The sequence below is a fragment of the Streptomyces sp. NPDC037288 genome, from assembly GCF_055603265.1.
Genome location: NZ_JBVJVY010000050.1, coordinates 1 through 14,070, shown reverse-complemented (window position 1 = coordinate 14,070; position 14,070 = coordinate 1). Strand labels below are relative to the sequence as shown.

Below are 14,070 nucleotides of genomic sequence, written 5' to 3'. Positions count from 1 at the left end.
CGGTCGGGGAGGAGTTGCTGCCATGCAGTGGTCCGAGTACAGCACCGCTGAACGGCTCAAGACGCTGCGCGGTGCCATGACGCAGGAGCAGTTGGCGGAAGCAGCCAACGTCTCCGTGGGTGTCGTGCGGAAGCTGGAACGCGGCGGCACCGCTTCCCTTCCTTCGCTTCTGTCCATCGCCTCCGCACTCGGGACTGACATCGCCGTGCTCCTCGGCCAGCAAGCGCCCCGCCGCTCCATGGACCGCGACGAGCGGGCAGCGCTGCGCACGCTGTCCGCAGCCACGCACGATGCCGCCATCGGCATCCCCACCGGCACCGAGCCGGGCACCGTCGAAGAACTCCGTGGTGTCGTTCGGCGCGCTGACGCGGCCTACTGGGCGGGCCGCTACACCGAACTCGGTGCGCTTCTGGGCGCCTTGCTGCCCGAAGCCCGCGCCCGATACGACGCGGCGGACACCGACGAGCGGGAGGCAGCGGCCGGCGTCCTGGCCGATGTCTTCCAGACTGCCGGGATGGCTGCGAACGTGTGGGGTTCGCGGGACCTGGCCTATGCGGCGCTCACTTACGGCCGGCAGATCGCCGTGCAGGCCGGCGACGATCTGCGGGATGCCCACCTCGCCGCCACCACGGCTTGGGTGAATCTCCGCGACGGGCGGACCGCGCAGGGCTTCGCGCTCGCCGCCGCGCAGGCCGACCGGATCGAGCCGAAGATGTCCGAGCATGATCCTGACCGGCTGTCGGTGTACGGGCAGCTCGTCACGAACGCTGCTGTGGCGGCATCCCGGGGTGGCTCTGCGCCGGACACTGCGCGGGAGTACCTCTCCCAGGCGCACGCAGTTGGCGCCCGCCTCGGCGCGGAGCATGCTCGTGGGCGGCATGCCCAACCCTTCGGACCGCTCTACGCCGCCACCCAGGCGATGAGCATCGCCGTAGCCCTCGGCGACACCGGCGGTGCGCTCCGACTCATGGACACGATCCGACTGGACGACACGGTGCCCCTCGCCACTCGGGCCCGGTACGGCCTCGACGTGGCGTTGACGCACGTGGAGTGCCGTCGGTGGGACCAGGCTGCCGGCACCCTGGAAAAGGTCTGCGGCATGGCGCCGGGGTGGGTACGGCACCAAATGCTGCCCGGAGTGATCATCTCTCGCCTCGTCGGCGTGTCCGTCGCGCGGCTCCGCGGGCTCGCCCACGCAGCCGGTGTTCCCTTCGCCGTCCGCTGACTGCCCACCGCCACGCCCCGTAGCAGCCCCGGAAGCCGCCATCAGGCCCACTGCCATGCTCCATGGCAGTCCTGCCGCAGGACGACAGCGCAGCAGCACGGGACATGGCAGCCCATCGCCACACGACTTGCTGGCGCCGCCACGAGCCGTGCCTGTCCCGCGCACAGGATCGACAGCACGCTGAGCGCATGCCGAAATCCCCATCCGGCGGCATCGGGCACGTGCCGGTCGCCGTCTACTCCTGTGCGGCCGAGTCGGCCGCTATCCGCGAGGCCGAGCGGCGTGCACGCCATTACGCTGACGCCCGGCACTGGCATGTGGCCGGCACCTGGTCCGATGACGACCCGAGCACGCCCTTGGACGCCCGCCCGGCTTGGGCTGCCGTCACGAGCGCACTGTCCTCCGGTCTGATCCGCGGCATCGTCGTCGCTGGAATCACCCACCTCGCCGAAGACGCCGGTCAGTTCGCTGCGCTCGGCGTCCTCATCCGTGACCGGGGCGGCTTCCTCGCCGAGGCGACGTCGCCGCCGGCCCGCCAGACGCCGGGGCAGCACGAACGCCGCCGCATCTTGCTCGAAGCCTCCTCGGGCTGGTGGCTGTGGGGAGACCTCGTGCCGGGAGCCGCCTCGTGACCCGGGCACGGGCGGAGGTCGGTGACCTGGTCTCGGACGCTGACGGACGTCGCGCCATCGTCACCGACATCAGGCAGGGCACCGACTGGGTCCTGCGTCCGGAGTCGGGCAGCCCCACGACTGAGTGGGAGACGGACGAGCCCGGCACCCTCGACGTCATCGAGACGCGCGCAGACCGCCTGAGCCGAGAGAAGACCACCTGATGCGCAGCCGCCACAAGGCCCGTGGCGGGGCCGTCGATTCCGTCGAGCGGTTCTGCGTCGGTGTGTGGTTCACCGGCCACCTCGCTGCCGCAGTCACGCTCGGCACGCTGATCACCAACGACCATCAGGACCTCGCCGCCGGCCAGCGGCCGACGGTCAGCCAACCGGACGCCAGCCCGGACGAGGCCGACCGCGCGTTCTAGCCCCCCTGCGCTTCGCTGCCAGCTCAGCCGCTGGGCGGGCGCTGACGGCTCACAGCTCATCACCAGATCACTTTCCCAGACCACGCCCGGAAGGCGGACCCGCCGTGTACGCATTCGGCATCTGCATCGACCGGCACTACCTCACCCCCGGCCTCGCCACGATCACTTCCCTGGCGGACAGCCTCAGCCCCCGCGCCCGCAAGGCGGCAGCGCTGCGCTTCCTCACCTTCGACCTCGGAGCGCCCCAGGTGCAGCTCCTGGCCCACCTCGCCAAACGGGTCGGCTTCGGCTCCTTTGCCCTGGCCCGCCGCTCCCCGCTGCGCTCCGCGCGGATGGCGGACACCTCGTACATCACGGTCACCACCTATCTGCGCTTCGAGTTCGCTCCCGAGTTCGTCGGCCGCCCGTACCTGATCTACGTGGACGCCGACGTCCTGGTCCGCGGCGACCTGACCGCCCCGCTCGACGCTCTCCGCCCCGGCGAGGTCGGCGCCGTACGCGACGAGTTCAACCCGGCAGTCGGCCGCTGTCCCGCCCTACCGGGCGCCGCGGAACGCTGGCCGCGTCTGAGGGACCGCCCCTACTACAACGCCGGTCTCCTGTGGGCTCACACCGCCGATCTGCCGCGTATCCGCCACGGTGTCGAGCAGGCCCTGGTCAGACATCGGCAGCACATCCTCCACAACGACCAAGACGCCCTGAACCTGTGGCTCCTCCACGCCGGCCGCGTGCGGGCGGTCGACGCCGCGTACAACCGGTTCGAGGTGGGCCGGTACCTCGAACGCGGCGACTGGGTACGCCGCGTCGTCACCCGCCCCCTACGACCGGACCCGTCCGCCCGCCTCATCCACTTCGTCGGTCCGGAGAAACCTTGGCAGGCGGACTGTTCCGATACGGACGACGTGCGGGAGTACCGCACTGTCCTGAAGCGGACCCTGCGGCACGTCCGCGCGCTGGGCGCCGCCCATCCCGAGCCGGCGGGGCTTCGATGAGCGCGCCGCCCGCGATGGTCGCCCGCGCGTGCAGCACCCTGCTCGGAACACCCGCCCGGACCGCGGAGCGCTTGTCGGCGGCCTCCCGGACGGCCGTGTTCCGGGTCGGCCTCCGCGACGGCCGCAGCGCGATCGTGAAGCTGTACGACCACACTGCTCGCCGCAACGCGCTGACCGAGGCCGCCGCCATCCGTGCAGCTGGTGTCGCTGTGCCTGTCCCGCAGGTGCTCGGCAGCGGCACCATCTCCAGCGAGGGGGCCACCGCGCTCATCACCTCTGACCTCGGCGGATACACCCTGGGTGCCGCCGTGCGCTCCGGTCACATCCCCCATGCCCAAGCCCTCAAAGACCTCGGTGGCCTTCTCGCTCGCCTGCACCGAGCACAGGTCGAGCAGACGGTGCCCCGCCGCCCGTTCTTCGACTCGGTCTCCTCCCTGGCCCGCCGCTGCCCACCCGACCTGCTGAACCGGATCGGCCCCGCCCTCGCCGTCATCGCCGACACGCCGGAGCGAGCACCCAGCGTGTGGTGCCACGGCGACATCCACTTCGAAAACGTCGTCCTCTCCCGCCCGCGCGGCACGCGCTACCTGGTCGACTTCACCGATGCCGCGCCGGGCCGGCGGGAGGCAGACGTCGCCCACGCCCTCGTCATGACCGCGGCTCACGCCCCATGGGACCGCCGCACGCTGCTCGACGCCTACGCGGCGCCCCTGGACAACACCCGGCTCTCGGCCTGGGTGGTCGTTCACACCGCCCGCTGCTGGGTCCACGCCTCGCCCGGTACCAGCCGCCGTTTGTGGTCGGACCGCCTGACCGACCTGACCCGACAGACGCCGCACCTCTTCCGCACGCTACGCAGCGAAGGGACACCTCGATGACCAGCCCTGGACTGACGGTGGTCATTCCAGCCCACAACGAAGCCACCTACCTGCCCCGCTACCTCCCCACCGTCCTCGCCTCCCTCGAACGATGGCAGGAGACGAGCGGCGAACGAGGAGAGGTGATCGTGGTGGACAACGCCTCCACCGACGCCACCGCCGACATGGCCGCCTCCTACGGCGTCCGAGTGATCAGCGAGACCGTCCGCAACATCGGCCGGGTACGCAACACCGGCGCGGCTGCCGCCGAAGGCCGCAGGCTCTTCTTCACGGACGCCGACGTCGCCCTGCCTATGGAGGCGATCACCGCCGCGGCCACCGCCATGGACAACGGCGCCGCCGGCGGGGCCATCCCACCCCTCTACACACCCAAGCGGCTCGGCGCACGACTGCTGTGCGCCTACTGGGACCACTACCGCACCAACCACGGCGGCGCACAGGGCGTCGCCCAGTTCGCCACCGCAGCGGCCTTCCACGCAGTCGGCGGATACCGCGACGACCTGTTCATGAGCGAGGACGTCGAGTTCTTCCACCGTCTGACGGCCCACGGCCGCATCAAGAACGCACCGGTTGTGATCCTCGACGAGCTGCGCGTACGCCCCTCCACTCGCCGTTACGACCAGTGGTCCAGCCTCCGGATGCTGTGGTGGCAGAACCCCGTCACCGCCCGGCTGCGGCTCAACTCCCCGCGGATGTGGCGCCACTGGTACCAGACCACCGTCCGATGACCCCGGAGCCCGCCATGACCGTGACGCTGCCCGTACCGGATGCGGAAGGGATCTACACCTTCCCCGACGACCTCATGCACGCCCACCAGCAGTGGACCGAGCACCTGTCCGAACGCCACCGCGCGCAGGACCGCCAGATCATCGAGCTCAGGGCGCCGCACAGCGGGCACCGCTACTTCATCGAGATGCGGCGCCCGGCCGGACGCCCGGTGCTCGCCATCGAACCGCACCACGACGACTTCGCCCTGTCCGCCTCCGGAACCCTCCTGAGCCATCCCCGGCCGCTCACCGTGGCCACGGTGTTCACCCGCTCGACCAGCGTCCACCCGGCCCTGGAGGACACCTACGGCACCGAGACCGTCGTATCCGACCTGCGCAGCCGGGAAGGCGCGGCTGCCCTGGCACCCTTGGCCGCCGACCGGATCCTCCTCGGCCACAAGGACGCCGAGCCCCCGTACCAGCCCTTCGACCAGGACCGCCTGGACCGGATCACGGACGAACTCCGCGAGATCGTCGAAGCCCACCCCGGCGCCGAACTCCTCGCCCCGGCCGCCGTCACCCGCCACCCCGACCATCTCCTCGTGCACGCGGCAGCAGTACGACTCGGATGCCGCTGGTTCTGGGAAGACCTCGCGTTCTGGGCCACCTACGCCCTGGCCGACTGCGACCAGCACCTCTTCCGAGCACGTACCGGCCACGCCCTCGTACCCGAGCTGGTCGACATCACCGACGTCGTGCTCGACAAGGTCACGGTGCTGCACATGCACGGCTCTCAGATGCACCCTGCCCGGAAGATGTACCGGCCGATCCGGCACGCATGGACCACGGCGGCCGACCTCCTGAGCGGCACGGGGATGTTCGCGGAACGCTTCTACCGGACGGAGTCTCTATGAAGATCATCGCGCTCGAAGGCCCGTCGTACGCCGGGAAGTCCACCGTCATTGGCCACCTGCGCACGCGCGGCATCGAGGAGCGGGCCTTCGTCTCGGACTGCTACGTCCAGCACATCGACCGCCGCGCCGACATCCCGCCCGCCCGCACCGCATCCGCAGCCGAACAGCTCGCCGCATTCGAGACATTCATGGGCATCGAAGGCGCTCGCGTGCGCAAGGCACTCGTCAGCGCCAAGCCCGTCGTCCTCCTGGACCGTTCGGTGGACACCCTCCTGGCCCACGCCCACGCGCTGGACGCCCTGTTCGGCTACGACGTCCACCACCGTCTGCGCGACCGCCTCCAGGAGCTTCCTTTCCTGCGCCCCCACCACACCCTCTACCTCGACGTGCCGGCCGAAGAGCTGGCCCTGCGACGCAAGGCGGCCGGGCACACGGCGGCCGAGTCCGAGTACTTCCTTCACGAGCCGGCGTTCCTCGCCCACGCTCGGGACTACTTCGTCTCCGCAGGGCAGCCACCCGTGTCGAGGGAAGTGACCGTCATCCCCGCCGACACCAATCCCGATGCGGTCGCGCATGCGGTGGAGGCCCTCGTCACGTACTGGACCAGGTGACCGACTCATGCCCACAGCCCTCTTCGCGTGGCGACGCACCCCACCGCCGTTCCTCATCGGCGGAGCCGAGGTCACCCAGCAACTCCTCGCCGAGGAACTCGCGGCAGCCGGATGGCGCATCATCTACCTCGGCTCCTACCAAGCGCCCTGGGACCAGGCCCCACAGACCGCCCAGATGCGGACCTGCCTGGACGAGCACGACACCGCGTACGAGGAATCCCAGGAGGAGCTGCGCTACAGCTGGAACGGAGTGGACTGCCTCGCCGTACCGCAGCAGAGGATCACGACAGCTCTCCGGAGCCTGCTGACCCAGGCACGACCGGATGTGGTGTTCACCTCACAGGAAGGCGCGGCCGACATCGCCGCTCAAGCCCGGCCCGCCGCCCTCGTCGCAGGAATCCTGCACTCGATCTCCAAGACGGGACTCGGGGTCCTCTCCGGCAGCCCTCACCATGGTCTGGCCGTCTCCGAATTCGTTCTCCGGCAAGCGCCTCCGACCGACGGCACGCGGCTGTCCGTCCTGTACCCGCCCTTCACACTGCCGGAGCCGGGGCACCACCGGCGTGGGCGAACCGATGCCGTGCTCATGGTCAACCCGATCCCGCCGAAAGGCGCCGACCTCCTGCACCAGCTGATCCGTCGCATTCCCGAACAGCACTTCACTCTGGTCGAAGGCTGGTGGAACACCGCCGAGCAGTTCGCCGGCTACCCCAACGTGACCTATGTGCCCAGGGTCTACGACATGAGTCCCCTCTACCGCAGCCACCGCCTCCTGCTCGTGCCGTCCGCGGTGGGAGACGCCTTCCCCCGCGTCATCATCGAAGCCGCGCTGCACGGGACTCCGAGCGTCGGCAGCGACCGGGGCGGCATCCCGGAAGCCATAGGCGACGCGGGCATCGTGCTTCCCGCCGAGGCCGGCGTGGAAGAGTGGGCGCAGGCCATACGCACCGCTGACCACCACACCCTGGGGGAGCAGGCGCGGCGACGAGCGATGGCATTCACCCGCCCCCGCCTGCCGGACCTCGAACGCCTCGGGATCTACCCTGCGGCGAACGCGTCCTCGACCTGATCCAGCCGGTCAGTCCACCAGTGCAGCAGCGCCTCGTCCGCGGTGAACAGCTCATCGAAGGAGAAGTCACCGCGGTCGTAGTGGAACTCCAGCTGCCAGAAGTCCGTCATCCGCTTCCACCACAGCCGACGAGCACCGTCCACCAGCGCAGACGGCTCCAGCGGCACCACCGACCGATACCCGCCGACGAAGGCAGACACCCGCGCCAGGTCGAACACCCCGCCCACTCCAAACTGCACCTGCGCCGTCCGTACGACCTCTTCCGCGTACGGGCGCACCGCGATCCGGTCCCAGTCCAGGACGGCGGCAAGTGCCCCGTCTTCCCAGAGCAGATTGCGGTACTGCACGTCGCCATGCGTCCACCCGTGGTCACCCTGAGGTGTCGTAGATCGCGGACGGTGATCGGCGTGCTTGAAGATGAGGGCCTTCCGGTGGTCCAAGGCAGCAGCGGCTGCTTGGTCGAAGTCGCTGCCGGTGCCCTTGTCGCGTACGGCTACGGACAGCCGCTCGGCCTTCTCCACCGCTCGCTCCGGCGAGGTGATGTCCGCGATGATCGTTTCGGGCACCCCTGGCAGCATCCCTCGGCCACAAGCCCTGCTCAGGCTCACGTGCAGGCGCCCCAGGTGCGCGCCCAGCGCACTCACCAGGGCCGGGCTGAGGTCGACACCTCGGACATGTGAGCCGGCCACCCACGGGAACAGGCACCAGGCGCCACCTCCGACCTGCGCCACCAGCGACCCCGAGGCCGTGGGTACTGCGGCACTCACCGGGACTCCGTCGGCGGCGAGGGCCGCCAGCACCCGGAGATTGCGCTGCAACCGCTCCGGCGAGACATCCGTGACCCGCTTCAAAGCGAACTGCCCGGCCAGCGTGTCCAGCCTCCAGTTCGCATTCATCAGCCCATCGGCGAGATAGCGACGCTCCCGCACGCCTCCGAGATCGAAGGCATCGATCAACTCTGAGAGCGCACTGTCGGGGATGTCGCTGCTGGCTGCCACGGTGGCATCAATCACCCCACGGACGATACGCGAGCACGCCCCATCTGAGCACAACGATCACCTGGGTGCCTGCCACACTTCCTGGGCGCTTCCACCCCGTCGTCAACAATGCCGCCCTCAGTCACTCCTTTCGGCGATCACTGGGCTGATCGACTTCGCAGAGGCCGACTGTGTCGCGACATTCGCAGGTGGCGGACACAACATCGCGCGCCGCAGGCAGCCCCGACTCTTCCCCGGACAATGAAGCCGTCCCCGCAGGCAGGACTTCGGCTGGCACCGCGCCACGTACGGTTCCCACCCGTGCGCCGGGTGCTCGCACCTCAGGCGACGTGGCAGGCGCGCCGTTTGGCGGCCGGGTGGGGGAGCAGGTCAGTGGTCTGAGGTTTGCATTCCCCTGACGGGACGGCGCGGCGCCGAAGAGGCGCAAATCCGCCAAATTGCGATCCCACGGCGCCCTCCCACTCTGGCTGGTAAACCCGTCGCCCGAATGGAGTAGCCACCGTCACAACCAGGACATCTACCCCGCCTGCAGATACGGAGGAGATGCGTCCGCCGTCCTAGCTGACTCGATTCTGCCTGTTTTCCCATCAATCGTTTCTAGACGAGGCAATGCATTTCGATTGAGGCCGTCTGATGATCTCCGCACGCTGTGCTGGCATATGTCGCTAATCCAGAGCATCAGGGGGGAATTGATCATGGGTGATGCACTGAACGTCATGCAGGTGGCCACCGGTGGGGCCGCGGTGTTGGTGGCCGAGATGGCCAAGAGCAGCTGGGAGACCGTCCGTGCAGCGATGGCCCGGCTATTCCGCAGGGGTGGCGAGGAGACGGCCGAGCAGGAGTTGCGTCTGCTGGACGCCGCACATGATCGGCTGGTCGGTAGCCCCGACAGCGAGCGTGCCGGCATCACGCAGACCTTGGAGCAGGAGTTGATGATCCAGCTAGCCGCGTTCCTGCAGAAGAACCCCGACGCGGCAGCTGAGCTCAAAAGCCTGGTGGACCGGTCCGACGAGGCCGACGAGGTCTGGGGGCGCGTGAGCGTGCACCACAACACCGGCAGCCAGGTGGTCATCGCGGGAGGCTCAGCCACCGCCGGCGACTTCTCCTACGGCATGCCGGAGGGCAAGAAGTGAGCGACCTGAACGAGGTACCCCCGACCGCACCACCGCTGCCGTCGGCCTCTCCCGAACGGGCGAGGATGAACGTCGACGTCCACAGCGTGGAGAGATCGCAGATCATCATTGCCGGCGGCGATGTCACCATGGTGGACAAGCAGCGTCTGACCGTTGCCGACATCCCCCAGGTCGAGCTGGACGTCGTGAGCAGGGCGTGGGTGGACACGGATCACAGCGGCGGTACCGTCATGACGGCCAGCGACGCGGTATCCCTGCTGACGTCGGACGGACCAGCACTGGCAGTGATCTCAGGAGCCGTCGGCTACGGCAAGCGCACCGCCGGCATCAGGGCCCTGTGGCAGGTGTCCCGCTCCGAGCGAAATACCGACGGTGAGCCGCTTCCGCTCAAAGCCATCAGCCCGGACTGGGACAGGCCGGAGACACCGGACATCGGCTCCCTGCCAGATCAGCCGGGCACGGCCTTTCTACTGGACGTCGCAGCGGAGATCAGCGGCTGGGAACAGCCAGCCGAGGTCGCTCAGGCGCTGGTGACGCACGGCGAGAGGCTTCGGCGGATCGGCTCCTACCTCGTCGTCATCGCAGACGAGCACTCCTGGCCCGAGGGAGCGTCCGGAACGCTGGGCCGGGTCGTCGTCCGGGCAAAGAGCAGGCCCGCCCCGCATCGGGTAGCCGAGAAACACCTTGAGTTCCTTTACCGCAAGCCTGAGCGCATCCGCTGGCTCAACACCACCCTCAGGCCCGACGGTACGGGCATGGTGGGCCAGGCAGCACACCTGCTGACAGAATCCTCCGCACCCGCTGCCGCCGCGAGGCTGGCCGGCGACCTCGCCCAGGCCGAGGACTCCACTGAGGGACTGAACACAGCACTGTCCGCCTTCCAGCAGTGGCGCACAGAGGTGAACACGGTCTTCAAGGAGACGGGTCCCGCCGACCGCGCCTTGCTGGTCGCGACAATCTTCCTGAGCGGCAGCGAAGCCGTCGCCACCCAAGATGCCTCTCGGCGCCTGCTGGGCAAGGGACCACAGAACGACGTGGAGGCCATTCTCACGGGCCCCGACCTCTCCACTCGGCTTCGCGCAGTCGGTGCCGAAGTGGATGGTCGTCACGCCACGTTCGACCACAAACCCGGCTACGCCCAGGCTGTGCTGAACCACCTCTGGCAACAGCGCCCAGACATCCACATGCACCTGCTCAAGTGGCTCGACACCATCACCGCACCTGGCGAACCCGGTGCTTCCCGGCTGGCGGTCATCAGTGATCTGCTCGTTGAGCTGGCCATCACCGAGAACGACGTGAGGATCATCGACCAGATCCGCACCTGGATCGGCAACGGCAACACAACCACCCAGCACGAAGCGCTAATCGCCGGAGTCTTCACCAGGGCCGCCCTGGCCGACGCTCTCGGTGCGAAGGTGCGTACAAAACTGCTGGACTGGGCCCAGTCGGACGAGGAACGTGTGGCTAAGGTCGTCGCCCTCGTCTGCCAGGGAGAGTTCGCCACCCACTACCCACGTCAGACTCTCGTGCGCCTGCGGCACATCCTCGACCGCCCGGAACCGGATACCGCCGTACGAGCAGCGGAGACGGCCGTGCGTGCCATGGCCGTCCAGCCAGGCCAGCTGTCCCGGGTGTGGGAAACAGTCATCAAGTGGGCCACACAGCATGGTCACCTGGCCGGCCACCGCGCCTTCCTCTCCCTGCTCGACCCGCAGGACGACGCATACGTCCTTCAGGTGCTGATGGAAGCCGCGAGCCGCACGCCTGGGGTGAGGGCCGCCATTCTGCGGGGCTGGCACGCCGCGCTGGCCGACATCCGTGTCGCCAACCAGTGCCGTGACCTGATGGTCGCCTGGGCACGCGTCCGAGCCGAGGGCCTGGTCCCCCGCGATCTCGTCACCGACATCCTCCGCCAAGTCATCACCGAGCACCTCTACACCAGCCCGGTGACGGCCCTCGTCTTCGGAGAGCCCGGCGTCCAGTACGACGAGCCCGTCATCGCCCTCCGCAAAGACCTCCACCTGCCGATCCTCACCGAAACGCCACCCACCGGCTCTGAAACCGCGGAGCCCTGAGCCGTGACTCTTTCCCGATGGTCACGGCGCCGCATGCGGCGAATGCTGCGGCGCCGCTTATCCCGCTTCGAGGTCCGCCTGCCCAGCAAGGTTCCGGGCATCGGCTTCACTGCCCGGATCACCGCCACCGTCATCACCGAACCCCCGTACTCAGAGAGGACGGACGACCTCGCCGCAGCCATCAGGGCCACCCTGCGCGAGGCGGCATCCGACGTTTCACACAAGTGCGATCCCGCTGACCTCGCCACCGCACGAGACACGTGCGGACGCCACCTCGCTCGCAGACGGTCGCTGGCCACCGAGCCACCCGTCGAATACGAGGCCGTGCTCACCCTGGAGCTGCTTCCTGACGATCAGGCGGCCGTCAGATCGTTGCTCGCCGCACAGCGCCGCCAGGCGGTGACCGACCTTCTCCGTCGGCAGACCACCGAAGCCATAGCTGAGGAGCTCACCCACCCTGCCGCGCTGCTCGTACGGTGGCTTGAGCAGCAACCCGACGAACCTCCCGAGCCCGGAAACCCTCCGCAAGATCACTGAAGCCTTCTCCCAATACCGCCCCGAAGCCGAGCGCACTGTCGAGTACGCGGCCCTCGAAGTGATCCGGGAATTCCTCGACAGCTTCCAGGACCCACCGCAAAGGCGCATGGTCTACGAGGTCCTCGCCGCCGGCATGCGCCACGCGAAGCGCCCCGATCACGCGGCGAAAGCAGAAGCCCTGGTCAATGGGCATCCAGGCCCATCTGCTCCGGAGAACGGCTCATGAGCGGACCAGGGCCGGGAACAGCTGACGACCGCGGAAGCTGCCAATGAGCACGACCGTCTGGCGCTGGGTCCTCTCGCCGAGGACCAGTTGGCACGCCTGGCGCCTGGTCCGGGCCAGTCGGCGGACCGTCTCCTTCGACACTGCTTGGCGGCGCAGCCGCATTCGTCTCCATCCCGACGAAGTGGCTTACCGGCGGCACGGCCACTTTCCTGACGGCACGAGGGAGGGGTGAAACAACGCAGTACCCGATGTCAGTACCTCGTGCGAGGCTCGTGGGATGGACGAGTGGGATCTGGAGAACGCTGATCCGAGCCAGCAGGTGGGAGCACGGCACCACACGGTGCCCGCCTTCTACCTGCGCAGGTTCGCCAACTCCCAGAATCAACTGTGGGTCCGCGATCGCCGATCGCCCGTACCCGGGCTTCGCAAGGAAAGTGACCTGGCCATCAGGGACTTCTACACGTTCCAGAACATCCACGGTGAGCCGGACGGGCGCATGGAGCAGGTGCTGCAGAAGGTCGAGGGCAACGCTGCGAGCGCGCTGCGCCGCGTGACCTCGGCCGTGACCTGGGGACGACCGATCACGCCCGAGGACAAGACTGACCTCTGCGTCTTCATCGCCTTCCAATACGTCCGCGGGCTCCGCAAGCGCCGCGAGATCGAGCTCATGTCGGACTTCTACGTCCGCGTTATGCAGCTGAACGACCCCGTCGGCGCCGGGCGCCGAGAGGTCATTGCCTACCGGGACATGCTCCGCAACTTCAGGACCCTGGAAGTCACCAGCCACCCCAACGAGCATGTGAGCCTTATGGGCAAGCTGGCCGAGCCTCTCGCCGAGCACATGCTCAGCAGACCGCTGACCGTGATCGAGCTGACCGATGGCGCGCTGCTCACCTGCGACGAGCCCATCGTCACCTTCGACGATGAAGAGGACAAACCTGACTCCGTGATCCCGCAGGCGCGTCGGCGGACCCGGAGTCGTCGGCGCCGGGGACAGCGAGAGATCCGGCAGACCAGGACCCTCATCCAGGTCCAGAGCACCCGGAACCGAGGGCTGGCCAGAGTCGATGAGATCGTCATGCCTGTGGGCCGGCGCACCCTACTGGTCTTCAGTCACCCTGCCGCCGCCAGGCCCTCGCACCTCCGGATCACCCCGGAAGAGAGCCACGAAGCAGCGGAGGAGGTCAACGAGCGCATGCTGGCCCAGGCGTACTTCACGGCCTTCGCTCATCCTGATGACCGACATCTCCTCGCGGACCCTCTCCCCGAAGTCGGCCCGCTCTATCGCCTCGGCGGTGTCCACCCCGAGCAAGCCCGTATCGCGGGAGTCGCTCCGAGCCATCTCCGCCCCGAGTTGTTCGGCCGCCGCTGAGCCCTCCTCCATGTGCTTCCGCAACGGCGGCCTCCCGGCGAACGCTCGCTTTCAGAGCTCGGCCGCTCGTCAGCCGCCAAGAGGGGCCCTCTGCACCTCGACCCGACGGCGTGCCCACAGCGTGCCCATAAGACCGGTAAACCACGGTCAATAACGGTGCGATCCTGCCCTCCCGGGCCCCACGCCAGAGCACGTATGCCCAGGTCAGACATCCCATGGCGTAGGGATGTCAAGCGGCTCCGGCGAGGGTTGCGTGGTGTGACCACGCGGTGGCCTCGTCGTAGAGGGTGCGGGT

15 protein-coding genes are annotated in these 14,070 nt (G+C 68.6%); 14 read left to right on the top strand and 1 reads right to left on the bottom strand.

Annotated features, from left to right (window positions below; translation table 11 throughout):
- Positions 1–22: 22 nt before the first annotated feature.
- The 10 genes from ACZ7GZ_RS36055 (at position 23) to ACZ7GZ_RS36010 (ending at position 7,434) form a co-directional block, all read left to right on the top strand.
- A complete protein-coding gene (locus ACZ7GZ_RS36055; protein ID WP_471030970.1) occupies positions 23–1,225 on the top strand; it encodes a helix-turn-helix domain-containing protein in 1,203 nt (400 codons plus the stop codon).
- Positions 1,226–1,413: 188 nt separating this feature from the next.
- Entirely contained in the window at positions 1,414–1,857 is a 444-nt protein-coding gene (locus ACZ7GZ_RS36050; RefSeq protein ID WP_471030968.1) for a recombinase family protein, read from the top strand.
- Positions 1,854–2,060 carry a hypothetical protein gene (locus tag ACZ7GZ_RS36045; RefSeq protein WP_471030965.1) on the top strand — a complete coding sequence of 69 codons (207 nt, stop codon included), beginning with the start codon at positions 1,854–1,856 and terminating at the stop codon, positions 2,058–2,060. Before ACZ7GZ_RS36050 ends, ACZ7GZ_RS36045 begins: the two co-directional genes overlap by 4 nt.
- The gene (locus ACZ7GZ_RS36040) at positions 2,060–2,263 is read left to right on the top strand and encodes a hypothetical protein (RefSeq protein WP_471030962.1); all 204 of its coding nucleotides are present in this window, start codon (positions 2,060–2,062) and stop codon (positions 2,261–2,263) included. The genes ACZ7GZ_RS36045 and ACZ7GZ_RS36040 overlap by 1 nt, the downstream gene beginning before the upstream one ends.
- Before the next feature lie 104 nt (positions 2,264–2,367).
- Entirely contained in the window at positions 2,368–3,255 is an 888-nt protein-coding gene (locus ACZ7GZ_RS36035) for a glycosyltransferase family 8 protein (RefSeq protein WP_471030960.1), read from the top strand.
- Complete coding sequence (locus ACZ7GZ_RS36030) at positions 3,252–4,133, top strand: phosphotransferase family protein (protein WP_471030957.1); 882 nt, start codon at positions 3,252–3,254, stop codon at positions 4,131–4,133. The genes ACZ7GZ_RS36035 and ACZ7GZ_RS36030 overlap by 4 nt, the downstream gene beginning before the upstream one ends.
- A complete protein-coding gene (locus ACZ7GZ_RS36025; protein ID WP_471030955.1) occupies positions 4,130–4,861 on the top strand; it encodes a glycosyltransferase in 732 nt (243 codons plus the stop codon). Before ACZ7GZ_RS36030 ends, ACZ7GZ_RS36025 begins: the two co-directional genes overlap by 4 nt.
- 14 nt (positions 4,862–4,875) lie before the next feature.
- Positions 4,876–5,754: a PIG-L deacetylase family protein gene (locus ACZ7GZ_RS36020; RefSeq protein ID WP_471030954.1), complete on the top strand. Its 879-nt coding sequence runs from the start codon at positions 4,876–4,878 to the stop codon at positions 5,752–5,754.
- On the top strand, positions 5,751–6,365 hold the full coding sequence (locus ACZ7GZ_RS36015) for a hypothetical protein (RefSeq protein ID WP_388327475.1): 615 nt from the start codon (positions 5,751–5,753) through the stop codon (positions 6,363–6,365). The genes ACZ7GZ_RS36020 and ACZ7GZ_RS36015 overlap by 4 nt, the downstream gene beginning before the upstream one ends.
- A 7-nt stretch (positions 6,366–6,372) precedes the next feature.
- The gene (locus ACZ7GZ_RS36010; RefSeq protein WP_471030953.1) at positions 6,373–7,434 is read left to right on the top strand and encodes a glycosyltransferase family 4 protein; all 1,062 of its coding nucleotides are present in this window, start codon (positions 6,373–6,375) and stop codon (positions 7,432–7,434) included.
- Here ACZ7GZ_RS36010 and ACZ7GZ_RS36005 read toward each other — a convergent pair.
- Positions 7,404–8,447: a phosphotransferase gene (locus ACZ7GZ_RS36005; protein ID WP_471030950.1), complete on the bottom strand. Its 1,044-nt coding sequence runs from the start codon at positions 8,445–8,447 to the stop codon at positions 7,404–7,406. The genes ACZ7GZ_RS36010 and ACZ7GZ_RS36005 overlap by 31 nt on opposite strands.
- A 680-nt stretch (positions 8,448–9,127) precedes the next feature.
- On the opposite strand from ACZ7GZ_RS36005, the gene ACZ7GZ_RS36000 reads away from it, so the two are divergent.
- The 4 genes from ACZ7GZ_RS36000 to ACZ7GZ_RS35985 all read left to right on the top strand — a co-directional run bounded on the left by ACZ7GZ_RS36000 (position 9,128) and on the right by ACZ7GZ_RS35985 (position 13,775).
- The gene (locus tag ACZ7GZ_RS36000) at positions 9,128–9,565 is read left to right on the top strand and encodes a hypothetical protein (RefSeq protein ID WP_137207577.1); all 438 of its coding nucleotides are present in this window, start codon (positions 9,128–9,130) and stop codon (positions 9,563–9,565) included.
- Positions 9,562–11,640, top strand: a complete 2,079-nt coding sequence (locus ACZ7GZ_RS35995; protein WP_471030947.1) for a hypothetical protein — start codon at positions 9,562–9,564, stop codon at positions 11,638–11,640. Before ACZ7GZ_RS36000 ends, ACZ7GZ_RS35995 begins: the two co-directional genes overlap by 4 nt.
- A 481-nt stretch (positions 11,641–12,121) precedes the next feature.
- Complete coding sequence (locus tag ACZ7GZ_RS35990) at positions 12,122–12,403, top strand: hypothetical protein (protein WP_471030946.1); 282 nt, start codon at positions 12,122–12,124, stop codon at positions 12,401–12,403.
- A 277-nt stretch (positions 12,404–12,680) separates the two neighbouring features.
- Positions 12,681–13,775, top strand: coding sequence for a DUF4238 domain-containing protein (locus ACZ7GZ_RS35985; RefSeq protein WP_471030944.1), 1,095 nt, complete (start codon positions 12,681–12,683; stop codon positions 13,773–13,775).
- Positions 13,776–14,070 lie beyond the last annotated feature (295 nt).

Excerpts from the sequence above, each read along its gene's own strand:
- ACZ7GZ_RS36040 (WP_471030962.1), top strand. The coding sequence starts at position 2,060 with ATGCGCAGCCGCCACAAGGCCCGTGGCGGGGCCGTCGATTCCGTCGAG.
- ACZ7GZ_RS36025 (WP_471030955.1), top strand. The coding sequence starts at position 4,130 with ATGACCAGCCCTGGACTGACGGTGGTCATTCCAGCCCACAACGAAGCC.
- ACZ7GZ_RS36055 (WP_471030970.1), top strand. The coding sequence starts at position 23 with ATGCAGTGGTCCGAGTACAGCACCGCTGAACGGCTCAAGACGCTGCGC.
- ACZ7GZ_RS36010 (WP_471030953.1), top strand. The coding sequence starts at position 6,373 with ATGCCCACAGCCCTCTTCGCGTGGCGACGCACCCCACCGCCGTTCCTC.
- ACZ7GZ_RS35985 (WP_471030944.1), top strand. The coding sequence starts at position 12,681 with ATGGACGAGTGGGATCTGGAGAACGCTGATCCGAGCCAGCAGGTGGGA.
- ACZ7GZ_RS36000 (WP_137207577.1), top strand. The coding sequence starts at position 9,128 with ATGGGTGATGCACTGAACGTCATGCAGGTGGCCACCGGTGGGGCCGCG.
- ACZ7GZ_RS36020 (WP_471030954.1), top strand. The coding sequence starts at position 4,876 with ATGACCGTGACGCTGCCCGTACCGGATGCGGAAGGGATCTACACCTTC.
- ACZ7GZ_RS36015 (WP_388327475.1), top strand. The coding sequence starts at position 5,751 with ATGAAGATCATCGCGCTCGAAGGCCCGTCGTACGCCGGGAAGTCCACC.
- ACZ7GZ_RS36050 (WP_471030968.1), top strand. The coding sequence starts at position 1,414 with ATGCCGAAATCCCCATCCGGCGGCATCGGGCACGTGCCGGTCGCCGTC.
- ACZ7GZ_RS36030 (WP_471030957.1), top strand. The coding sequence starts at position 3,252 with ATGAGCGCGCCGCCCGCGATGGTCGCCCGCGCGTGCAGCACCCTGCTC.